Annotated in this window: 20 protein-coding genes; 10 read left to right on the forward strand and 10 right to left on the reverse strand. The window is 63.3% G+C overall.

Going from position 1 to position 21,912, the window contains the following annotated elements; genetic code table 11:
* The first annotated feature begins 21 nt into the window (after positions 1-21).
* The 4 genes from ATY02_RS12975 (at position 22) to ATY02_RS12990 (ending at position 3,582) form a co-directional block, all read left to right on the forward strand.
* Positions 22-456, forward strand: a complete 435-nt coding sequence (locus ATY02_RS12975; protein ID WP_228022281.1) for a hypothetical protein — start codon at positions 22-24, stop codon at positions 454-456.
* 351 nt (positions 457-807) lie between these two features.
* Complete coding sequence (locus tag ATY02_RS12980; protein WP_068580602.1) at positions 808-1,620, forward strand: alpha/beta fold hydrolase; 813 nt, start codon at positions 808-810, stop codon at positions 1,618-1,620.
* Positions 1,613-2,788 carry a PAS domain-containing sensor histidine kinase gene (locus ATY02_RS12985; RefSeq protein ID WP_068580601.1) on the forward strand — a complete coding sequence of 392 codons (1,176 nt, stop codon included), beginning with the start codon at positions 1,613-1,615 and terminating at the stop codon, positions 2,786-2,788. The genes ATY02_RS12980 and ATY02_RS12985 overlap by 8 nt, the downstream gene beginning before the upstream one ends.
* A gap of 368 nt (positions 2,789-3,156) precedes the next feature.
* A complete protein-coding gene (locus ATY02_RS12990) occupies positions 3,157-3,582 on the forward strand; it encodes a GNAT family N-acetyltransferase (RefSeq protein WP_068580598.1) in 426 nt (141 codons plus the stop codon).
* 70 nt (positions 3,583-3,652) lie between these two features.
* On the opposite strand, the gene dmpG is transcribed toward ATY02_RS12990, so the two are convergent.
* From dmpG to ATY02_RS13035, 9 genes are all read right to left on the reverse strand, one after another.
* Entirely contained in the window at positions 3,653-4,687 is a 1,035-nt protein-coding gene (gene dmpG / locus ATY02_RS12995) for a 4-hydroxy-2-oxovalerate aldolase (RefSeq protein ID WP_068580596.1), read from the reverse strand.
* Positions 4,688-4,698: 11 nt separating this feature from the next.
* On the reverse strand, positions 4,699-5,640 hold the full coding sequence (locus ATY02_RS13000) for an acetaldehyde dehydrogenase (acetylating) (RefSeq protein ID WP_068580594.1): 942 nt from the start codon (positions 5,638-5,640) through the stop codon (positions 4,699-4,701).
* Positions 5,641-5,662: 22 nt separating this feature from the next.
* Entirely contained in the window at positions 5,663-6,454 is a 792-nt protein-coding gene (locus ATY02_RS13005) for a 2-keto-4-pentenoate hydratase (RefSeq protein ID WP_068580593.1), read from the reverse strand.
* A complete protein-coding gene (locus ATY02_RS13010) occupies positions 6,451-8,190 on the reverse strand; it encodes a bifunctional 3-(3-hydroxy-phenyl)propionate/3-hydroxycinnamic acid hydroxylase (protein WP_068580590.1) in 1,740 nt (579 codons plus the stop codon). The genes ATY02_RS13005 and ATY02_RS13010 overlap by 4 nt, the downstream gene beginning before the upstream one ends.
* On the reverse strand, positions 8,187-9,182 hold the full coding sequence (locus ATY02_RS13015) for a VOC family protein (RefSeq protein WP_068580588.1): 996 nt from the start codon (positions 9,180-9,182) through the stop codon (positions 8,187-8,189). Before ATY02_RS13015 ends, ATY02_RS13010 begins: the two co-directional genes overlap by 4 nt.
* Before the next feature lie 15 nt (positions 9,183-9,197).
* The gene (locus ATY02_RS13020) at positions 9,198-10,067 is read right to left on the reverse strand and encodes an alpha/beta fold hydrolase (RefSeq protein ID WP_068580586.1); all 870 of its coding nucleotides are present in this window, start codon (positions 10,065-10,067) and stop codon (positions 9,198-9,200) included.
* Between the two features lie 183 nt (positions 10,068-10,250).
* On the reverse strand, positions 10,251-11,615 hold the full coding sequence (locus tag ATY02_RS13025) for a DUF1329 domain-containing protein (protein WP_083235706.1): 1,365 nt from the start codon (positions 11,613-11,615) through the stop codon (positions 10,251-10,253).
* A gap of 14 nt (positions 11,616-11,629) precedes the next feature.
* Positions 11,630-13,486, reverse strand: coding sequence for a DUF1302 domain-containing protein (locus tag ATY02_RS13030; protein WP_068580584.1), 1,857 nt, complete (start codon positions 13,484-13,486; stop codon positions 11,630-11,632).
* 242 nt (positions 13,487-13,728) lie between these two features.
* Entirely contained in the window at positions 13,729-14,337 is a 609-nt protein-coding gene (locus tag ATY02_RS13035) for a TetR/AcrR family transcriptional regulator (RefSeq protein WP_083235707.1), read from the reverse strand.
* 294 nt (positions 14,338-14,631) lie between these two features.
* On the opposite strand from ATY02_RS13035, the gene ATY02_RS13040 reads away from it, so the two are divergent.
* The 3 genes from ATY02_RS13040 (at position 14,632) to ATY02_RS13050 (ending at position 17,570) form a co-directional block, all read left to right on the forward strand.
* The gene (locus tag ATY02_RS13040) at positions 14,632-15,702 is read left to right on the forward strand and encodes an amidohydrolase family protein (protein WP_068580580.1); all 1,071 of its coding nucleotides are present in this window, start codon (positions 14,632-14,634) and stop codon (positions 15,700-15,702) included.
* Between the two features lie 100 nt (positions 15,703-15,802).
* Positions 15,803-16,933 (forward strand): amidohydrolase family protein, encoded by a 1,131-nt coding sequence (locus ATY02_RS13045; protein WP_083235708.1) that lies wholly within the window; start codon positions 15,803-15,805, stop codon positions 16,931-16,933.
* Between the two features lie 127 nt (positions 16,934-17,060).
* Positions 17,061-17,570 (forward strand): ProQ/FinO family protein, encoded by a 510-nt coding sequence (locus ATY02_RS13050; protein ID WP_068580578.1) that lies wholly within the window; start codon positions 17,061-17,063, stop codon positions 17,568-17,570.
* Positions 17,571-17,834: 264 nt separating this feature from the next.
* On the opposite strand, the gene ATY02_RS13055 is transcribed toward ATY02_RS13050, so the two are convergent.
* Complete coding sequence (locus tag ATY02_RS13055; RefSeq protein ID WP_068580625.1) at positions 17,835-18,845, reverse strand: AraC family transcriptional regulator; 1,011 nt, start codon at positions 18,843-18,845, stop codon at positions 17,835-17,837.
* A 169-nt stretch (positions 18,846-19,014) separates the two neighbouring features.
* Here ATY02_RS13055 and ATY02_RS13060 point away from each other — a divergent pair, with 169 nt between their 5' ends.
* The 3 genes from ATY02_RS13060 to ATY02_RS13070 all read left to right on the forward strand — a co-directional run bounded on the left by ATY02_RS13060 (position 19,015) and on the right by ATY02_RS13070 (position 21,826).
* Positions 19,015-19,857 (forward strand): SDR family NAD(P)-dependent oxidoreductase, encoded by an 843-nt coding sequence (locus tag ATY02_RS13060; RefSeq protein ID WP_068580627.1) that lies wholly within the window; start codon positions 19,015-19,017, stop codon positions 19,855-19,857.
* 137 nt (positions 19,858-19,994) lie between these two features.
* Positions 19,995-20,939, forward strand: a complete 945-nt coding sequence (locus ATY02_RS13065; protein WP_068580629.1) for an alpha/beta hydrolase — start codon at positions 19,995-19,997, stop codon at positions 20,937-20,939.
* 47 nt (positions 20,940-20,986) lie between these two features.
* Positions 20,987-21,826 (forward strand): SDR family NAD(P)-dependent oxidoreductase, encoded by an 840-nt coding sequence (locus tag ATY02_RS13070; protein ID WP_068580632.1) that lies wholly within the window; start codon positions 20,987-20,989, stop codon positions 21,824-21,826.
* Positions 21,827-21,912: the final 86 nt, after the last annotated feature.

Genomic DNA, 21,912 nt, shown 5'->3' on the forward strand with positions numbered 1-21,912 from the left:
TGGTACCAGCGAAATGGCCAGATGGCATACGTGAGTACAAATGTGAAAGCCATTAGACGCTGGCGAAATGTGGCCGTCCTTTCTCTGTTGATGATCTCGCCGTTTGCGTTCTGGTATGTCGCAACTCCTACTGTAACGGTTCACTATTCAACCCAAGCCACAGAAAATCTTGGCATCGTCTGGAATACGCAACACCGAATCTACAGGAGCGGGCGCGGGGGGCTGTATCCCGGCGAGACTTCAATGGATTTCGGCCACATATTTCCAGATGAAGGCTTTTTCATGGAGTTGTACTGGTGGGGAAAAAGAACCGGCAATCATTGCGTCAATATCACGCCCCAATGGCCGACGACGCATATTTACCTCAATGCGAACGGCGACATCGATAGAGGCGAAGACGGTGGTACGGATACTAACCGCTTGAAGCCATGCACCTCGGATGACGCGAAACCCTAAGCTGATATCGACAGAATCTGGCCCCCGCCGTTTGGACATGTTGTACGGGGTGAGGGCGGGTGCTTTCTGGTCTGGAACAATGAGCTGTCGGCCCATCACGGCTTGGCAAGCACTTGGCTTCTTCCGGGACGGTCAGCACGTTATGCAGATCATTTAGCCAGTCGAGCGCCGAGCGGCCGTTTCGCGTATGTTGGCGGGCTGGCCATGACGCACTGCTGAAGCGAAATGGCTACAGGCACGAAAAACCAGCGTCAAATGCAAGGTCGATTGCGTCAAATTGCTACTATTCTGAATTGGCAGCTCAACCAATGGCCGCTGCCAAGCATTTTGCTGCACAACAATGGGATAGGTATGACCCTGCAAAAACGCAACAACGTCCACATGGCTGGCGGCGGCAGTGAAACCTTGATCCTTTCCCATGGATTCGGCTGCGACCAGTCGATGTGGAAATTCCTCCTGCCCCATTTCATCAAGCGTTTTCGGGTGATCACCTACGACCTGGTCGGGGCCGGCCAATCCGATCTGGGCAGCTATGACCGGGATAAATATGCGTCGCTCTGGGGCTACGCCGCGGATCTCAATGAGCTGATCGATGAATACGCCGACGGTCCGGTGATCCTGGCTGGCCATTCGGCAGGGGCGATGATCGGCGCCTTGGCGGATCTCCAGCTTCCGGGACGGATCGCCGCCCATGCGATGATCGGCGCCTCGCCTTGCTACATCGATGCTGCTTCTTACATCGGCGGTTTTTCGCCAGATGAGATCCATTCATTGCTCGATACCCTCGACGACAATTACTTGGGCTGGTCCAGCACCATGGCCCCGGTGCTGATGGGCGCCCCGGGGCAACCGGCGCTTGGCGAAGAGTTGATCAACAGCTTTCGGCGCACCGATGCGCAGATTGCCAGGCAGTTCGCGCGGATCATCTTTCTGTCCGACCACCGCCAGGATATTGCCGGCCTGCCGACACCGGCGCTCATCGTGCAATGTTGCGACGACCCGGTTGTGCCGGTTGCCGTGGGCGAGTACCTGCATCGCGTGCTCCCCAATAGCCAGCTGAGCGTGATCGACAATATCGGCCATTATCCGCAGTTGAGCGCCCCCAGCGCCTGTTCCGCAGTCATGGATACCTTCTTCACCCAATGTGAATTTGGCCATGGATGACTCGCTACTGCTCTGTACCGCGTCGTTATTCGAGGAGGCTCCCTGCGGGCTGGTGGTCATCGCCGAAGATGGCACCCTGTTGCGCTGTAACCAGACTCTCTGCAATTGGCTGGGCTATGACCGGGCCAGCCTGGATGAGCGTCCCTTTGAGCAGTTGCTGACGGTCAGCGGCCGGTTGTTCCAGCGCACCCACTGGATCCCGTTGATGAAGATGCAGGGCTCGGTCGCCGAGGTGAAACTCGAGCTTGTGCACCGCGATGGACACGTCATTTCGGTGCTGCTCAATGGTGTGAGGCGTGAAACCGCCGAGGGTGTCCGCTACCAGCTTGCCTTGTTCGGCACGACCGAGCGTGACCGCTACGAGCGCGAAGTGCTTGCGGCGCGCCAGCGTGCCGAAGAACTCCTGGCCCAGAAGATCAGCGCCGAGACCGCGCTGCAGCAGGCCAAGGCGGAACTCGCGGCGGCCTATGAAAGCAGCCAGCGCCGCGCAGCATTCGCCGAGCGGATGGTCGCTATCGCCAGCCATGACCTGAAAACCCCGATGACGGCCATCAAGATGGCCACGCAGTTGCTCGAACGTGATGCGCGTACCGACAAGGCGCATCGCTTGTTGAGCAGCATCAGCCAGTCCGCCGAGCGTGCGCAGCGCATGATCGTCGATCTGCTCGACTTCGCCTCGGTGAGGATTGGCCAGGGCATCAGCATCCGCCGCCACCCGGTCGACGTGGTGCAAGCGGTGGAACAAAGCTTGAGTGAACTGCGGGTGGCCTTCGGCAATGCCGATATACGCCACCTTTCGCGGGGCAGCGGGGCGTTCACCCTGGACCAGGACCGCCTGCAGCAGATGATCGGTAACCTGGTGGCGAACAGCGTGGCCTACGGCGACCTGGGCTTCCCGATCACGTTGACCACCGATCTGTCGGAGCAGGGTGCGATCATCACCGTGCACAACCATGGGTCGGCGATCGCCGAGGACTTGCTTGCGACCTTGTTCGAGCCGATGGTGCGTGCCAGCGAGCAACAAGATTCGCTGCGTTCGGTGGGGCTGGGCCTGTTCATCGTCCGGCAGATTGTCGAGGCCCATGAGGGCAGGGTCTCGGTGACGTCGAGCCCGGTTTATGGCACCACGTTCTCTATCCATCTGCCTGCGGACGTTGGGTTGGACTGAGAGCTCTGTCGGATGCCTTGGCCGCATTCTCAAGAACCCCGTGGATCGATGCCTACGGGGTTTTTATTGCCCGGGATTCGGGCAAGCGCATTCTTTTGCATGCGATCCGCGGATCATGCGGCGATGAGCCGTCCCCTCAGCGACAGGCGCCGCCAAGGACGCTATCGGGCAAGCTTGATTGAAAGGCCGGCAGTAGCCTGATTCGGCGGTCGCGGTCGAGGCTGCCTGGCGTCAAGCAGGGCTTCAGGTGCTGGTGTTGGGGGATGCTAGACTCGCCGAGCCCATGGCAGGCAGGCCAGCGTCCGACCCGAGATCGAGCGTTAGCCGGTATCTGTCCCAATCAATATGAGCATCCAAAAGGACAAGCGATGGCGATTCGTATAGAGATGATGGTCGATCCGGGAGAGGCGGAGCGCGCTGCGATCCTCAAGCCCTTGCGCGCCCACAACCGCGCCAAGGCGGGCGACCCGAAGACCGAGGCGATCGCGCTGCTGGTGCGTGACGAGCAGACCGGCGAAATCCTCGGTGGGCTGTCGGCGGAGATCTTCTATCGCTGGTTGTACATCGAGTTGCTGGCGATCCCCGAGCAGACCAGGGGACAAGGCACCGGCTCGCGCCTGCTGCACATGGCCGAAGACCTGGCCCGGGAGAAGGGCTGTGTCGGGATCTGGCTCGATACCTTCGATTTCCAGGCGCCGGCTTTCTACGCGCAACATGGCTTTAGCCAGTTTGGCCAGCTCGATGGTTTCCCTCCTGGCCATCAGCGCCTGTTCCTGCACAAACGCCTGGACTGACCCTTGGCTGGGTAGCCAGGGGCGCCCGACACTCGAGCGCTTGAGCAGCGGGTATCGGGCGATCCCTGTCTCAGGTGGGCAGCACCTCGAGCTTGAGCAGATCCAGGGCGACGTCGACGATCATGTCTTCCTGGCCGCCGACCATGCGCCGCTTGCCCAGCTCCACCAGGATGTCGAGGGTCTTGAGGCCGTATTTGCCAGCGGCCATTTCCGCATGGCGCAGGAAGCTTGAGTACACGCCGGCATATCCAAGGCCGAGGGTTTCGCGGTCGACCCGCACCGGGCGATCCTGCAGGGGGCGGATGATGTCGTCGGCCGCGTCCATCAGGGTGTAGAGATCGGTGCCGTGATTCCAGCCCGCGCGCTCGGCCGCGGCGATGAAGACTTCCAACGGCGCGTTGCCCGCGCCCGCGCCCATGCCGGCGAGGCTGGCGTCGATGCGATCGCAGCCTTCTTCCACTGCGGCCATGGAGTTGGCCACCCCGAGGCTGAGGTTGTGGTGGGCATGCATGCCGGTCTGGGTTCGTGGGTCCAGGACCGCCTTGAATGCCCGCATGCGCTCGCGGATATCGTTCATGTTCATCGCGCCGCCGGAGTCGGCCATGTAGATGCATTGCGCGCCGTAGCTCTCCATCAGCTTGGCCTGTTGCGCCAACCCTTCGGGTGTCTGCATATGGCTCATCATCAGAAAGCCCACGGCCTCCATGCCCAGCTCCCGGGCATATTCGAGGTGCTGCCTGGACACATCCGCCTCGGTGCAGTGGGTGGCCACGCGGACGATCCGCGCACCAGCCTCATAGGCGTTCTTCAAGTCGTGGACGGTGCCGATGCCGGGCAGCAACAGCGTGGCGATCTTGGCGTGGCGCAGCTCGCCGGCCACGGCCTCGATGTATTCGAGATCGCCGTGGCGGCCGAAGCCATAGTTGAAGGACGAGCCCTGCAGGCCGTCGCCATGGGCCACTTCGATGGAGTCCACCCTGGCCCGGTCCAGGGCCCGGGCAATGGCCCGCACCGAGTCCAGGGAGTACTGGTGGCGTATCGCATGGCTGCCGTCGCGCAGGGTGACGTCGGAGATGTAGAGCTTCTTGCCTGGATCGAAAGTCATGTACTCGTTCCTCAGCCGTTGAGCATCGATTGGGCCATGCGCTCGGCCGTGGCCAGCGCGGCGGAGGTCATGATGTCGAGGTTGCCGGCATAGGCCGGCAGATAATGGGCAGCGCCTTCGACTTCGAGGAACACCGAGGTCTTGAGCCCACTGAACTGGCCATGGCCGGGAATGTTCAGTGGGGCGGATGGCGCGATGAGGTCGAACTGCACCCTCTGCTTGAGCCGGTAGCCGGGCACGTAGGCCTGCACGGCGGCGGCCATCTGCTCGATGCTGGCTTCGATGCGGGTTTGGTCGGCTACCTCGGACAGCACGAACACCGTATCGCGCATCACCATCGGAGGTTCGGCGGGGTTCATGATGATGATCGCCTTGCCCTTGGCTGCGCCGCCGATCTCCTCGATGGCCTTGCTGGTGGTTTCGGTGAACTCGTCGATATTGGCGCGGGTACCGGGGCCTGCGGATTTGCTGGCGATGGAGGCGATGATCTCGGCGTAATGCACCTTGGCGACTCGCGACACCGCCGCGACCATCGGGATGGTGGCCTGGCCGCCGCAGGTGACCATGTTGACGTTGGTCGCCTGCAAGTGCTGCTCCAGGTTGACCACCGGCACGCAGTACGGGCCGATGGCTGCAGGGGTCAGGTCGATCAGGCGGATGCCTGGCTTGAGCCCACGCAGAAAACCGGCATTGCGCACATGGGCGCTGGCGCTGGTGGCATCGAAAACGAAGTCGATCTCGTTGAACACCGGCAGGCGGCTCAGCCCCTCGATGCCCCCATGGGTCGTGGCCACCCCCAGCCGCTGGGCACGGGCCAGGCCGTCGGAGGCCGGGTCGATGCCGACCATGGCGGCCATTTCCAGGTGTTGTGCATTACGCATCAGCTTGATCATCAGGTCGGTGCCGATATTGCCGGAACCGACGATGGCGACTTTGAGTTTCTTGGTAGTCATTCTGATTCTCCAGGCGTGCGGCTCAGTAGAAATGGCAGCCGACTTCGCCCAGGCGAGTCAGGCGCAGATGCAGGTGATCGCCCGGGACGACTGGGGTCATGGGGCCTAGCGCACCCGAGAGCAGCACATCGCCGGCCAGCAATGGACGGCCGGACTCGGCCATGGTGCGGGCCAACCACAGGCAGGCATCCAGTGGATTGCCCAGGCAAGCGGCGCCGACCCCAATGGCGGCCTGGCTGCGATTCTTCTCCAGCAACATGCCTTCCAGGCGCAGGTCCAGCGCCGACAGTCGGGTGGCTTGCTTGCCCAGTACGTAGAGGGCGGATGAGGCGTTGTCCGCCACGGTGTCGGCCAGGGTGATCCGCCAATCGACGATGGCGGAATCGACGATCTCGATGGCCGGCAGCAGGTACTCCACAGCGTTCATCAACTCGGCCAGCGTGGTGTCGGCATGGGGCAGGTCGCGCCCGAGGACGAAGGCGATTTCCCCTTCGGCCTTGGGCTGGATCAGTTGGCGGCAGTCGATGCCCGCGCCGTCGCTGATCTCCATGTCGGCGAACAGCATGCCGAAGTCCGGCTGATCGACGCCCAACTGCTGTTGCACCGCGGTGGAGGTCAAGCCGATCTTGCGTCCGACCAGTCGCCGGCCCTGGCCCAGGGCGCGCCGGGTGTTGATTTCCTGCACCGCGTAGGCCTCGGCCAGGGTGGTGATGCCCAAGCTCTGCGAGATGGGTTGGCAGGGCTCGCGCCGTTGTCGCGCCTGGGACAATGTCGCGGCCGCCTGGTCGAGGTTGTTCAAGGTGTCGTGGCTCATGCGCTTTTCCTCAGGGTGGCAACAGGGGGCTGTGCGCTGACCAGGTTCGGTTGCCAGCCCAGCTGGCGCCGGAGTTCGGCCAGTGCGGCGTTCAGTTGCGTGGCGGGTACCAGGGCGAAGACGAACTTGTCCGGGCGCACCACCGCCACCAGGTCACGACCGTGTCCGGCACGCTTGAACCAACGCACCAGTTCCTCATCGGGCTCCTCGACCTCGGTCAAGTCGGCCGGACTGAAGCGCTGCACGTCCATGCCCTGGGGACGCCCGCCAAAGGGGTAGAGCGTGACGTAGCGGGTATCCAGCGCCGCCAGCAACTGCTGGGACTCGGCCGATAGCGCCACGCGCGGATTGTTCTCCAGGCCCAGCAGGGAGAAGCCTTCGCCCAGGATTTCGTCGAGGGGCACGCGCTTGCCCTTGAAGGTGCGGACCTGCGGCTGGGGCATCAGCTTCCCGGCGACCCCGCGCCAACCATCCCTGGGCAACCCCAGGTAGGAGCCGGGCTTGTAGGTCGGGGTAGGCTTGAAGCCGCCCTCGCGCAGCCACTTGCCCAGTACCGGCGTGACATTCAGTGCCCGGACTGCAAAGTTGCGCAGCGCCGTCTTGAATGGATTGGACATGGACACGAAGTCCTTCATCCGCACCGAGATGTCGATCATTGCCTTGGCGTGGTGGTAGCGCTCGCTGCCGTAGGTGTCGAGCAGCTTGTCGGCAGCCTTGCCGCGTAGCACCGCCTCCAGCTTCCACGCCAGGTTGTAGGCGTCGCGCACCCCGGAGCTCATGCCCTGGCCCATGAACTGCGGGGTCATATGCGCGGCATCGCCTGCCAGCAATACGCGACCCTTGCGCCACTCGCGCGCGACCAGGGCGTTGAAGGTGTAGACCAGCTTGCGCTTGACCTCGAACTGGTCCGGGTTCACGTACCGGCTCAGCAGCTTGCGCACGGTGGCCGGGTCCTCCATGTACTCCTTGGTCTGGCCGGGCATCAGCATGAATTCGAAGCGATGGAAGCGCCCGGGCTGCGGACAGCTGACCACCGGGGAGTCGGGGTCGCAGATGAAGTTGAAGTAGGGGATGTGGCGCAGCGCATCTTCCCCTTCCTTCATTTCCAGGTCGACCACCAGCCAGGGCTCGGGGAAGTTCTTGCCGTCCATGCCAATGCCCAGTTGTTCGCGCACGGTGCTGCGACCGCCATCCGCGCCCACCAGGTAGCGTGCCTTGAGGGTGACCGGTGCCAGGTCGACGTCCAGCTCGATACGGCTGGCGTCGCCATCGCCGAAGCGACAGTTCTGGGTGGCCTGGTGGGTGAGGGTGACCAGCGCGCCGTCCTGCTTGAAGTCCACCAGTTCGCGACCGCGTTCGACCCTTACCGTCGGGTGATTGGCCAGCAGGTCGCTGAGCTTGGTTTCCAGCCAGGGCTGGTAGAGGAAGTTGATCACCGGCCAACCGAAGCTGCGCTTGAGCTGCCAATAGCGGCCGATCACGCGTCCATCGGGGAAGGTCCATTGGGCTGGGGTATCGATCTGCATATCGCTGGCCAGGTCCTTGGCTACCCCCGCGGCCTGCATCACACGCATGCACTCATCGTCGGTGTAGACCGCGCGAGCATTGCCGTAGAACACCGGCTCACGCTCCAGGACCAGCACCGAGAGGCCGCGCTTGCCGAGCAAATGGGCCAGGGTAGCGCCGGTTGGACCGAGGCCAGCGATGACGACGTCGAAGATTTCAGTAGTGTTCATGGCTGTTCCTGCAGTGGGGAATACTCGGCGTGGCGCAGGGAGCGCAGGCCTTGGCCGAAATTGCCCAGGTTGGTCTTCAGCTTGTTCCAGGTCCCTGGCTTCTGCGGCTTGTGGCCCCACAGGCTGATGCCCTTGTAGGTGGTGACCTGCCAATCGGCCTCGTCGACTTCCAGGGCGTTCCAGCCCAGCTCCAGCTCGAAACCCGAAGGCGTGAGGACGTAGAACGACTGCTCGCGGTCGTTGGGGTGCTCGCCGATTTCGTGGGCCATCTCGAAGCCCAGCTTGCGGCAACGCAGGAAGGCATCGGTCAGGCCGGCGACCGAGGTGGTCAGAAGGTTCATGTGCTGGGCCTTGGTGCGGATCGGGTCGAGCGCCAGGCCCCGTACCTGGGCGATGGCGATCGAGTGATGGCGCGGGTTGACGCGAAAGAACTCGATGTCCAGCGTTACGCCTGCCAGGTGCTCGACAACGCTATCGCTCTGTCGGGCATCGAATATTTCCTGCCAGAAGCGGCGCATGTCCTTGCCGCGACGACTGGTGATCGCCAGGTGGCCCATGCCGGACTCACCGGTAATGAAGCCTTCGCTGAGCATGCTCAGGGGCTCCTGGGTGGTCAGTGGCTCGACGAACAGCTCGATGGCCATGCGCTTGGGGCCAAGCACTCGCCAGAAGCGCACCACACCGCGTTCTGCCGCCTGGGCCGCAGTGCTTTCGTGGATGGCGATACCGCGGGCCCTCAGGCGCTGCAGCACGATGTGCAGGGTGTCCTGGTCGTTCAGTTGCCAACCGATGGCCGCGAAGTCTTCCGCCGGGCCGCGCTGGACGATGATGCGCCGTTGGTGCTGGTCCATGCGAAACGCCAGGAGCTGGCTGTCCGCATGTTCAAGGTGCAGGCCGATGCCGCCTTGCAGCAGCGCCTGCCAGCGGTCCAGCTGGTTCGACTCGATGACCGCATAACCCATGCTGCTGGCGCCGAAGATGTCCTGTTTCATAGGTATTCCTTGTCTTCAGGCCGGGGTATGGCAGGCGAGGAAGCTGGCGGTGACGGCGTTGAATTCGCTGGCGCGTTCCCACTGCACCCAGTGCCCGGTCTTGCTGAACAGGTACAGGTCGCAGTTGGGCATGCGCTTGCACAAGGTCTGGCCGCCACTGGGACGATTGACCTTGTCCTCCGTGCCCCACAGCACCAGGGTCGGGACCTGACAACGGTCGAGCCGCGGATCGCGGGTCAGGTCCATGCGCACTGCGGCCTTCAGGCCTGTAGGGCGGCGCAGGGGCGGCGCGGCGACCACTTCAGGGTCGGTGCTGGCGCGATAGCGCTCGGCGATCATGGCGTCGGTCACCAGGCTGCTGTCGTAGACGAGGTCTTCGCGGATGAAGCGGGTGATCTTCTCCAGCGTCGGGCCCGCGCCGTTGTAGTAGTCGAGCAGGTGGTTCAGCCCCTTGGTGGGCAGGCTACGGGTGGTGTTGATGCCGCCCGGGCCCATCAGCACCAGGGCCGAGACCCGGGTTGGTGCTTCCAGGGCCATGCGCAGGGCGCAGGAGCCGCCGAGGGAGTTGCCGGCCAGGTGCGCAGATTTGATCTGCAATGCGTCGAGCAGGCCGAGCATGCTCTGGGCCAGGTCGCCGAAGCAGTCGCTGCGGTCCAGGCCCTTGGTCGATTGCCCGTAGCCCGGCATGTCTACCACCAGCACGCGAAACTGCTTGGCCAGTGCTTCGATATTGCGCGAGTAATTGGACATTCCGGAGGCGCCCGCTCCGCCGCCGTGCAGCATGAGCAGGGGATGGCCCTGGCCCACCTCGCTGAGGAAGATTTGCCGCCGGCCAACCCTGACGTGGCGGGATGTAAGACCTGGAATGGCTGCGATGTCGTTCATGTGCTCTCCAGAAAGGCCTGATTGTTTTGTCCTGTTAAATCTATATTTGCTCATAAATGAACACAAGTGTTCATTTGGTGGTTGTGGTGATCTTTCGCAGGACGCGAGCATGGCGTCCTGCGCAAGCCGCCTGGTCATGCGGCGAGGATCTGGGGGCGTCCCCTTGGGCCTAGAAGGCTGGAATCAACGAATGCCTTCGTTGCGCAGGGCCGCCGGGGTGTACTCGGAGGACAGCGAGGAGAAGCCGAATTCGATCGGTTCCTTTTCCTCGTTGCGCATGCCGGAGACGATGTAGCGGCCATTGATCAGGTCGTACAGCACCTCGACGCCGAGCCAGGGCACCTGCACGTCGTACAACGGAGTCAGGTGGCCTTCGGCGGTGCGCCACAGCATGCCGTGGGAGTCGTAGTGATCGGCCAGGGCGATCTGCCAGGAGTCCTCGTCAATGAAGAACACCCGCTTGGCGTAGATATGCCGCTCGCCCTGCTTGAGGGTGCCCTCGACCTGCCAGACGCGGTGCAACTCATAGCGGGTGTGGGCCGGGTTCAGGTGCCCGGCCTGGACGATGTCGCTGTACTTGAGCGTCGGTGAGTCCAGCTTGAAGCTGTTGTAGGGGATATAGATCTCGCGTTTGCCCACCAGCTTCCAGTCGTAGCGGTCGGGTGCGCCGTTGTACATGTCCAGGTTGTCGGATACCCGCTGCCCCTCGGAAGCCGGATAGGGGCCGTCGTAGGAAATTTGCGGCGCGCGCCGCACTCGCCGCTGTCCGGCGTTGTAGATCCAGGCCATGCGGGGGTCCTTCACCTGGTTCAGGGTCTCGTGCACCAGCACGACATCCCCGGCCTGGCGTGCTGGCGCGGTGATCAACTGCTTGTAGTAGAACAGCACGTTGCCCGGATCGGCCGGATTGAAGTCCTTGATCCGGTCGCGAAAGGTGAACTGTTGCTTGAAGTACACCGGCACGAAGGTGCCGCTGGCCAAGGGGGTGGCCTGCACGTGGGTGCGCTTGGCGCTGCCGCCGCGGTAGCGGGTGATGTGGTTCCACAGCACTTGCAGGCCGTCCTGCGGGATCGGGAAGGGAATGGACGTGGCGAACTCGGACAGGCCGTTGCCGCCTTCGACCAGCCTGGTCTTGGTCGCATTGTCCTTGGCATCCCGGTAGACCGCATCGGGCAGGCTGGCCGTGCGATGGCTGGGGTAGACCGGCATCCGGTAGGTGGCATAGCGCTTGAGCATCGCCTGCTGGCCCGGGCTCAGCTTGTCCTGGTACTGGGCCATGTTCTGCGCGGTGATGGTGAACAGCGGCTGTTCATTGGCGAAGGGATCGCTGAGGAAGCCTTCGCGGCTGAGGGTTCCCGCGCTCTTGGGCAGGCCACCGGTCCAGGCGGGGATATTGCCATCGGCGTTGCCCTGCATTTGCGCACCAGTGGGGGTCAGGCTGGAGCCTAGCTGTTGGGCCTGCTCGGGACTGACCGCCGCCAGGGCGGGGAGGGTACTGAAACTGCAGGCAAGGGCGAGTGAGCAGGCAGAGAGTATTTTGTTATTCATCTTGGTAACTCCACTTAGAACGATACGGCGAAACTCAGGGCGGCATAGTCGCGATCGGTCATCGCGTTGTAGTCGCCACCAAAGAAGTCGGTGTAGGTGAGGCTGGCGGTGTAGGTATTGAGGTAGACGGCGTCCAGGCCCAGGCTGATGGCCTTGGCGCCTTCGTTGAAGCCAGGCTCCGGCCCGTAGCCCTTGACGTCATGGGACCAGGCCAGGCTGGGCTTGAGATCGACACCGTCGAACACGTTGCTGTATTCCCAGATCGCCCGTGCCCGATAGCCCCAGGAGGTGCTGGTGGTGTAGCCGTCATTCGTGCAGTACTGCGGGGTCTTGGTGTTGATCTGGCGGGTGCAGATGCTGTTGTCGGCCAGCTCGCCCATGCCGAAGGTGGGATTGCGCCCATAGCGCAGTCCGCTGCCCCCCATGCCGCTGACGTGGGTCACCCCGACCTCGCCGATCAGGGTCAGGCGGTCGGCCCCCATGACCTGGTCGAAGAAGTGCGTGGCGCTGACCTGGGCCTGGGTCAGCTCCTTGCGCTGGTATCCCTTGATCGAGCTGCTGTTGGCAAGGGGTAAGTAACCCGATGACAGCACTGGTGACGCGCTGGGATCGCCGAAGGTGGCGGCGATGATGTCGGCCGAGTTGATCTGGATCGGCATGTTCGGCCGGTAGCTGAGCTCGCCGGAGAGAATGGTACCGGTGGGCAAGCTGGTGCTGAAGCTCAGGCCGTACAGCTGGATATCTTCCGGGTAGTCGGCGAGGTACTGCGAGGTACCCAGCCTGTAGGCCTGGGCCGCCGCTTGGCCCAGGGGGCTGCCAAGGAGCGCATTGCACACGGCCGGATTGCCGATACCGAGGTTGGCGCAGATCGGGCCGGCGAAGCCCCGGTCGGCCATATGCGGGCTGGTGACGCCGCTGATGTAGGCCATGCGGCTGTGGTAGTTCATGAAGTAGGCGGCGAACTCGCTGTTCAGCTCCGGGGCGAACCAGCGCAGTGCCGCGCCCCATTGCCCATCGTTGCGCGGATCGTTGTCGTGCCCCCGTGGCACGCGGATGCCCTCACTGGTCAGGTCGATGCCCAAAGGCGACAACGCAGCCTGGGCCAGGGCGTTCTGATTCAGCGCGGGGCCGGCGGTCAGGCCGGTGCAACCGTCGGGCAGCGCATCGTTGACGGCGAAGAACGTGCCGCAGTTGTCGATCACACTCTGGTCCCAGGCCAGCTGGTAGAACAGCTCGGTGCTCAGGTTGTCCGTGAGGTTCTGCGACAGGTAGAACATGTTGACCGGGATCAGGCCTTCCTTGATCTCGGAGCCAGGGCGGCGCAACGCGGCGAAATCCACCGGGTTGATGCTGTTGATGCCGCCCTGGATGAAGGTGCTTTCGCCCCAGTTCACCACCTGCTTGCCCAGGCGCACGGTGCCCGGCAGGTCGCCGATGGTGTAGCTGTGATAGACGAAGGCATCGAGCAGTTGCACGCCGCTGGACTGGGCGCCGGGCTTGCGCCCGTGGTCGTCGATATCCTTGAACGGGCGGCTCTCGTCCTTGAGCTCGAAGTCGTACCAGTACTTGCCGCGCAGGAACACGCCGGTATCGCCATGGCTGAGCTGCAGGTCGTGGATGCCCTTGAAGAGCTTGGAGAAGGTCTCGCCCTTCTTGAAGTTGCGCCGGCCGTCGTCGGTGATGCTGCTGCCCAGCAGATCGGGGTCCGGGTTGCGCAGCGCCCAGCTGGCGCCGACGGAGAGGGTGGAATCCAGCTGGCCATCGATTTCACCGATGGCAAAGCTCACGGCCCGGGCTTGGGCGCAAGCCAGGGTTGCAAGGCTGACGACACTGGCGAGCCGGATTGCCCGCCATAGGGGGTGCTTGAGCATCTTCACTACCTCTTGTTGTTCTTGTTGTGCGACGCAGGCTCTTTTTGCGGGACGAGCCGACCCGTACAGGTCATCGAGGGTTCGATGAAGTCCGTATTCGTGGGCGTGATGGATTTGCCCCCGGTACCGGCGGGCGGCTGATCAGCAGGCGGAGCCGATTGGCCTAACCTGTTCGTTCACTTTTTTTAAGGCAATAAGCGCCTCCTGCGCATCTCGTGGTGCGCGTTGCAGAACCCGGTTGATCAGTCGTCCAGAGGGGGGAGCTCCGGGAGTGGGGCGGTGGCGAATGCCCGGGCTTCGTCTGCCGGAACGCCCAGGGCGCGCAGTACGAACTCGGCGGTATCGGCACCGGCATCGCGCCAGGTCTTGTGTCCTTGCAGGACGAGGCTGATGGCTAGCAGCACCGAACCGGCGGCTACGCCGATGACCGACAAGAGCTGGTCCTGGCGGAAGCTGTAGCGCTGGCAGGCAAGCCCTTCGAGGATGTCCCTTACGGGTGGGCCATCCCACAAGGCCTGCAGCGAGGCATGGGAGGCTGCGTAGCGCACCAGGAAGCTGCCCCAGTGGCGTTCCTCATGGGCCCGGCGGATGTAGAAGCGAATGCCGTTGGAGAGGCGTTGCGCCGGGTCCAGCCCGGGGGCTGCGCTCCTGCCAACGCGTTCGTTCATCTCGGAGGCCAGTTCGGTGGCGACCGTTTCGAACAGCGTTTCGATGGAGTCGAGATTCTTGTACACCGTGTTGCGCGCCAGCCCGGCTTTCTGGGCCAGTTCGCTGACGTTGATGTCAGCCAGTTCTTTCTGGGCGAAGAGCTGCAGGGCCGCTTCATGGATACGCTTTTGAATGATGCTCACGGATTCAGGCCTTCGCAACGTTGAATGCTCGCTAGTGAACACTGCTGTTCACGTTAAATCAACTGACAGGCCGCCTATTTTTTCCCGGGATGTGCTTTAAAAAACCGGATTAATAAATTTATTCGATGTTTTTCAAGTAGTTATCTATTTTTAGAGAATGGGGTAGGCGAATAAAGTGCCTCTCCCTGGTGAATCATTCTTGACCTTAATGAACAGTAGTGATCATTATTAAGCGGTTGTGTTAGTGGTGGGTCGCCGGTCGACTCTAACTCCATGCTCGCCAAGGTAACCCTCATGGCTATCCAGCAAGGGCGCATAGACGTCCATCACCATGTCATTCCCCCTGACTTTGTCGCCACCATGCAAGCCAAGGGCATCCAGAAGGTCGCCGGGGCCCTGCTGCCCAAGTGGACGCCGGAGAAATCCATTGCCGTGATGGACGCCAACGGCATTCAAACGGCGATTGCCTCGCTCTCCGCTCCGGGCGTGCACTTCGGTGATGGCCCGGCCCAGGCCGTCGACCTGGCCAGGCGTTGCAATGAGTTCTGCGCGGGGATGATGGCCCGTTACCCGGGCCGGTTCGGTTTCTTCGCGGTGCTGCCCATGCCGTTCACGGCACACGCCTGCAGCGAAGCCATCTACGCCCTGGAGGTGCTCAAGGCCGATGGGGTGGTGCTGCTGGGCAGTACCGACGGCCACTTCCTGGGCGACCCGCTGTTCGATGAGTTGATGAGCGAGCTGGATCGCCGTCGGGCGGTGGTTTTTGTGCACCCCAACCTGCATGCGACCAGCATCGACATCGCCCTGGACATGCCGGGTTTTCTCATCGAGTTTCTCTGTGACACCACCCGCGCCGCCGTCAACCTGATCCTCACCGGAACCCAGGAGAAGTACCCCCATACCCGCTGGGTCCTGGCCCATGCCGGCGGCTTCCTGCCGTTCGTGGCCGGGCGCTTGAGCGCGGTGGATCTCGGCGATCTGCAGCGCCATGTGCCCCAAGGCGTGCAGCACTACATCGAGCGCTTCTACTTCGATACCGCGCTGTCGCCGTCACGCTACTCCATGGTGGCTTTGAAGGAGCTGGTGGACCCTTCGCACATTCTGTTCGGCAGCGACTTTCCGTTTGCCCCAGCCCCGGCCACGGCCCTGCAGTGCCGCACCCTGGATACCTGCGACGTATTTGCCGAACCGACCCGATACGGCATTGCCCGGGGCCATGCGCTCGAGCTGTTCCCCCAGTACCGCCGGCCCGATGAGGTCGTCACGGCCAGTCCCATCTTCAAGGACGAGTCCATGGCAGGGCGGCTGCGACGGGCTATGACCAGGCCGATGTCTGCCCTCGCCGAGTCCATGCGGGATCGTTGATTTCCAGGGTTTACCTATAAGTACATGAGGTGGTCATGAAAGGTTTTACAGGGGTCGTGGGTGCTGGCGCGTTCGTGGGGACAGGGAGTTCGCGGCAGACATGAACAGCACATCACAGAGCCATTCGCTGGGGCGCCTCGATGCTGCTGCTGGCGAGGCGCTCGCCACTGGCGATGCACGCTTGGGCACCATCGACATTCACCGCCATACCCGGTCTCCGGCCTTGCGCGGCCTGCTTGCCCGTCACAACACCCGGTCGCTGGCCGGGCTGGAGCTACCCGATGGGTCGCCCGAGTCATTCATGGCGTCCATGGAGGAGGAGGGTGTGCAGACGGCCATCACCTCTGAAGTACTGCCTGGCATCCAGCTGGCCGCAACTGAACTGGCAGCCTTTTCCCGCGGCAGCAACGAGTTCTCCCGGGCCCTGGCCGAGCGCCACAAGGGGCGGATCGGGTTCTTCGCGCACCTGCCATTGCCCTACACCGAACTGGCCTGCGCCGAAGCCATCCACGCGCTGGATATCTTGCAGGCCGATGGCGTGGTGCTGATGGCCAGCAACGAGGGGAAGTTCCTCGGCGATCCGCTGTTCGAGGAACTGATGCACGAGCTCAACCAGCGCAGTGCGATCGTTTTCGTCCACCCCAATGTACCGGCCAAGGATGCTCTGGGCCTGGGCACGCCACTGAGCGTGGTCGAATACCCTTGCGACGTTACGCGAGCGGGGCTGAACCTGATCCTGTCGGGCACCATGGAGCGTTTCCACAGGATCCGCTGGATTCTCGCGCATGCCGGGGGCTTCCTGCCCTATGTCGCCTGGCGGGCATCGCTGGCGAACACCATGATCGAGTACGGGGACACCGCGCCCCAGGGCGTGCTGACCTACTTGAGGCGCTTCTACCTGGATACCGCCACATCGGTATCGCGTCCGGCCATGGCCACGTTGCGCGAGTTGTTCGAGCCCGATCGATTGCTGTTCGGCACCGACACACCCTTCGCCTCGGGTGCCCGCAGTGGGGCACAGATCGACGAGTTGGTCGCTTCTGGCTTCTGGAGCGCGGCCGAGGCTGCCGGTGTCCGGCGTGGCCATGCCCTGGGGTTGTTCCCCAGCTACAAGCAGCCAGGTGAGCGTATTTCGGCATTACCCCTTTTCACACAGGAGTCGCTCCTTTCCGGGGCCAGACGGCAGGTGCTTTCGCCACTGCGGGCGGTTGCCCAGAAGCTCAGGGAATGAGGGCTGAACCCTCAAGGCCAGCCACCGCTCGCCGCGCTGTTGTGATTTCGTTGCTTGATTAGGCTGCTCCAAACGACTGCTTGGGGTAACCTTGCGCCACGAATCAACCATGAAGCTGAAATGAACGATGGGTTTTGAGCAACTAGCTGAGCTACGTGACCGCCTGCGGGCTGAACAACAGCAGGTAAAAACTGATAGCGCCAAACAGGGCAAGCGCAAGCCCCCTGCGCAACCCAAGCCTCGCGAGCAAGACCCGGCGGTGGAGGCGATCTGGCGATTGCAGAAGCACTTCCCCTTGGCCTTCCCGGTCAATCCGGCGCCCAAGGTTCCGCTCAAGGAAGGCATTTTCAAGGATGCCGAGCAGCACCTGGAGCTGCTAGGGCTGACCAGCGAGCAGCTCAAGCTGGGTATCGCCACCTGGTGCAAGGGCAGCCGTTACTGGGCCAGCATGACCCAGGATGCACCGCGGCTCGACCTGAATGGCCAGGCTGCAGGCATCGTGACCGCCTCGCAGGCACTGCATGCCAGGCAGCAGGCTTCACGCCAGCGTGGGCAGGCGCGACGCAAGCAGTCCAAGCCCAAGGAGCGTCCCCAGGAGCAGGGGAGCGAGGGCGCCACGGAACAAGTCGTGGGCTGAAGCCGCTCTTGGCCTCGTTCCCATGGCCACGGCATTGACCTGTCGGCACGCTGCCCGCAATGGGCAGCGTGCCGACTGCTGGTGCATGGGCCAAGGATGAAAGTGCTCGATAGCCGGTGAGCGCTGTCTCGGTACGTCCATGAGTCGCTGGGTATTTCACCCACCCCGGACCTGTCTTTCATACCTGGCCTGTGTCGTCAGGCGAAGGGCCCTGGCCAAGGCGCGAAGGCTTGGCCTGCCTTGAGCCAAGGGCCGGCGCTCTGGCTAGGGGCTTTGGTTCTGCCTGGCTTCGAGCGGCGTCTGCCCACTCCACTCCTTGAATGCCCGGGTGAAGGCGCTGTGCTCCGAATACCCGAGGAGCATGGCGATATCCACGATCTGCAGGCGTGGGTCGCGCAGGTACGACAAGGCCAGTTCATGGCGGACCAGGTTCAGCTCGCCACGAAAGGTGGTACCGGTCTCTTGCAGGCGCCGCTGCAGAGTGCGTGGGGAGAGACTGAGCCGGGCCCCGATTCGCTCGATGCTTGGCTCACCCTCGTGCAGTTCCCTGGAGATACTCCTGCGTACCTGCTCCACCATCTCATCCTGTTGTGGCAGCTGCGCCAGGAGCCGATCCGCATGCTGTTCCAGCAAAGTGATCAGCGCCGGGTCAGGGCTTTTCAGCGGCATCGCCAGCACATCCGGGGCAAAGCGCATCACCGCTTGCGCCTGGCCAAAACGTACCGGGCAGGCAAAGAACTCCTCATAAGGGCCAGGGTCGGTCGGGCCCAGGTGGTTGAAGTCGATCTGGATCGGATCGACCACGCCAACGACCAGATCGCGGCAGAACTGCACCATCGCCACGATCCCCGTTTCATTGACCAAGGGGCCGGGCTGGTACTCGCTGGTGTCCCAGACGATTTCCACCCAGCCCTGTCCTTCACGGCGGTACATCGGCAGGACATCGAACACCAGGCGCAGGTAGCGTTCCAGGCGCATCAGGGCCGCCTCGAGGTTATTGCAGGCCAGGAGCACCGAGCCCAGCACTCCAAAGTGTCGAGGGCTGATCGTCCGGCCCAGGTGGATGCCCAGCAGCGGATCGCCCAACTGCTGCGCAGCCGTCGCCAGCAAGTGTTCCCAATGCTCGACGTCGATGCCTCCAGCGCCGTTCGGGTCGGGCTGCGGCCAAGGTTCTGCGAGCACTGAAACCGGATCGTGTCCGTGGGCTTTCAGGTAGTCGTAAAGCAGTTGCACATAGGTTTCGGGAACTACGCGCCGGTGCAGGGGCTGGCTCATGCGAGCTCTCAATTGTTGTTTGGCGCAAAGTGTCAAACCGTGCGACGGGTAGCGTCAAGCCGTTCTTTCGGGAGTGGTCAAGAATGCTCCTATGCGCTGCCACCAGCGCCATTCGATCCCGAACCAATCCTTGCCTCACTCCTCCCTGAGACTTGCTGAAGGTGCTGCCATGAACAACTACGACCTCAAAGGCCGCGTGATCGCCATAACCGGCGCCACTGGAGGGCTGGGCAGAGCGACGGCCCAGGCGCTGCGGGGCAGGGGGGCCAAACTGGCCTTGCTGGACCTGGACCTTGAGGGGCTGGATCAACAGGCCGCTGCCTTGGGTCAACCCGATGAGGTGGCGGGCTGGGTCGCCAACGTGCGCTCGCTGGATAGCCTGGAGACGGCCCTGGCGGCCGCTGCGCAGCACTTCGGCGGGATCGACGTGGTGGTGGCGGCCGCCGGCGTGGCCACCCAGGAAAGCGTGGAGTCCATGAGCCCGGAGGTTTTCGAACGGACCATCGATATCAACCTCAACGGCGTGTGGCGGACCTTTCGCGCGGCGCTGCCCCATGTGAAGAGGCGCCAGGGCTATCTACTTGCCGTCTCGTCCATGGCCGCCTTCGTCCACTCGCCGCTGAACGCCCATTACTGCGCCAGCAAGGCTGGCGTCTGGGCCATGTGCGACAGCATTCGCCTGGAGTTGGCGCAGTTTCGGGTAGGGGTCGGCTCTCTTCACCCGACGTTCTTCATGACGCCCATGATGGATGCCGCGCTCCAGGGGCCTTGCAGTGCGCTGGTCTGGAACAACCACCAGGGGCTCTGGAAATTCGTGGCGCTGGAGCAGGTGGTCGCGGCCCTGGTCGATTGCATCGAGCGCCGGAGCGACACGGTCACCGTGCCGGGTAGCAACAGCCTGGTGGCCAAGGCCCCCGGACTGCTACGGCGGATTATCGAGCGCATTGGCTTCGACACTGACCGCGTCGCCAAGGCTGTTAGAGAGCAGGCCAATCCCCAGGAGGCAGGCTAAACCCCACGTGTCTGCTGCTTTGCAGCCCACTGTGTTGTTGGCGTGAACTGATAAGCGGCCCGGCGGATAGCGTCAAGCAGGGCCGGCTTACCTTGCCAACAATGCAATCACGCCAGCTATTCCAACGGAAGCGAACCATGAGCGATATCAGTGAATTCCCGGTCTCGACAACGCTGCACTTTTACTCCAATGCCACTCGCTGTGTAGCCGACTTCTATCAGCCGGCAGGTGCCGGGCCGTTTCCTGTGGTGGTGATGGCCCACGGGCTGGGCGGCACCCGGGGAATGCGTATTCCGGCCTTTGCCCAACGTTTCGTGGCGGCCGGGTACGCCTGCCTGGCCTTTGATTACCGCCACTTTGGCGACAGCGATGGCGAACCCCGTCAATTGCTGGACATCAAGCGCCAGCTGGAGGATTGGCATGCAGCGCTTGCCCATGCCCGAAGCCTTGCGCAGGTGGACCCGGAACGTGTGGCGATCTGGGGCACCTCCTTTGGCGGCGGGCACGTACTGACGATCGCCGCCGAGGATCCGCAGGTGGCCGCGGTGATTTCCCAGTGCCCCTTCACCGATGGCCTGGCCTCCAGTCTCGTCACCCAGCCACTGGTGTCTATCAAGCTCACCGCGCTGGCGGTGCTGGACCGCCTCGGCGCGATGCTCGGTGCCAAGCCGGTCATGGCCGCGCTCGCCGGCCAGCCGGGTGAAACGGCGTTCATGACTTCGCCCGATAGCTGGGGCGGGTACCACGGGCTGATCGCACCCGGTGCCAGCAATCGCAACGAAATCGCCGCACGCTTCGCCCTGGACATCATCCGCTACTACCCCGGGCGCCGGACTCCCGGGATTCAAGTGCCCGTGCTGTTCAGCGTTTGCGACCCCGATAGCGTGGCTCCGGCCAAGGCGACCCTGCGACACGCCGGGCGCGCTCCGCATCACGAGATCAAGCGTTATCCCTACGGCCACTTCGCGATCTACGTCGGCAAGCCGTTCGAGGAAGTGGTGGCCGACCAGGTCGACTTCCTCCTGCGCACGGTCCCGGTGGCGCAAAAGCAGAATGAGCCTGAGCGGCGCTCCCGCGGATAACGCGGCCTGTGCACTCCCTGCATCCAAGACTCGCTAGGAAAGCAACCATGACCCACTACGTACTCAGCGATCGCGTCATCGCCATCACCGGCGCCACAGGCGGCCTTGGCAGGGCCGCTGCCGTCGCGCTGCGTGGGAAGGGGGCCAAGCTGGTCCTGTTGGACCTGGACCGCGACAGCCTCAATGCCCTGGCAGTCGAGCTGGGCGGTCCCGGCGTTGCTGCTGCGTGGGTGGCCGACGTGCGATCGCTGCAGAGCCTGGAGGCGGCGCTCAAGGACGCGGCAGGGCATTTTGGCGGCATCGATGTGGTGATCGCCGGGGCTGGCATCGGCTCTCCCGAATCGCTGGAGTCCATGGAGCCCGCCGCCTTTGACCGGGTTGTCGATATCAACCTCAGTGGCGTCTGGCGCACCTTTCGTGCCGCTCTGCCGTATGTCAAGGCGCGCCAGGGTTACCTGCTGGCCATCTCCTCGATGGCGGCGTTCGTGCATTCGCCCCTGAACGCGCACTACACCGCCAGCAAGGCCGGAGTCTGGGCCCTGTGCGACAGCATTCGCCTGGAACTCAAGCCCCAGGGCGTCGGGGTGGGGAGCTTCCATCCAACGTTCTTCCAGACGCCGATGATGGAGGCGGTCATCGACCATCCGTGCAGCGCCCTGGTGTGGAACAACCACCGGGGTATCTGGAAGTTCGTGGCGTTGGACCAGGTGGTTGCCTCTCTCGTCGACTGCATCGAGCGTCGGCGCGACCTGGTCACGGTGCCGAGCAGCAACGGCATGGTGGCCAAAGCATGCGGTCTGCTGCGGCGCTTGATCGAGCGGATCGGCTTCGAGCCAAGCAAGGTGGCTGAGGCGGTACGACTCACGAACACCCGCAAGGCCCCCTGAGCATCGCCGGCCGGCGCTGTCCCGTGGGCCATGAGCTCGATGGCGGCGTAAATAAGGCGGTGCGGCCATTTCCCGACCCAACAACA

This window comes from Pseudomonas sp. BIOMIG1BAC, assembly GCF_001705995.2.
Lineage (GTDB): Bacteria > Pseudomonadota > Gammaproteobacteria > Pseudomonadales > Pseudomonadaceae > Aquipseudomonas > Aquipseudomonas sessilinigenes.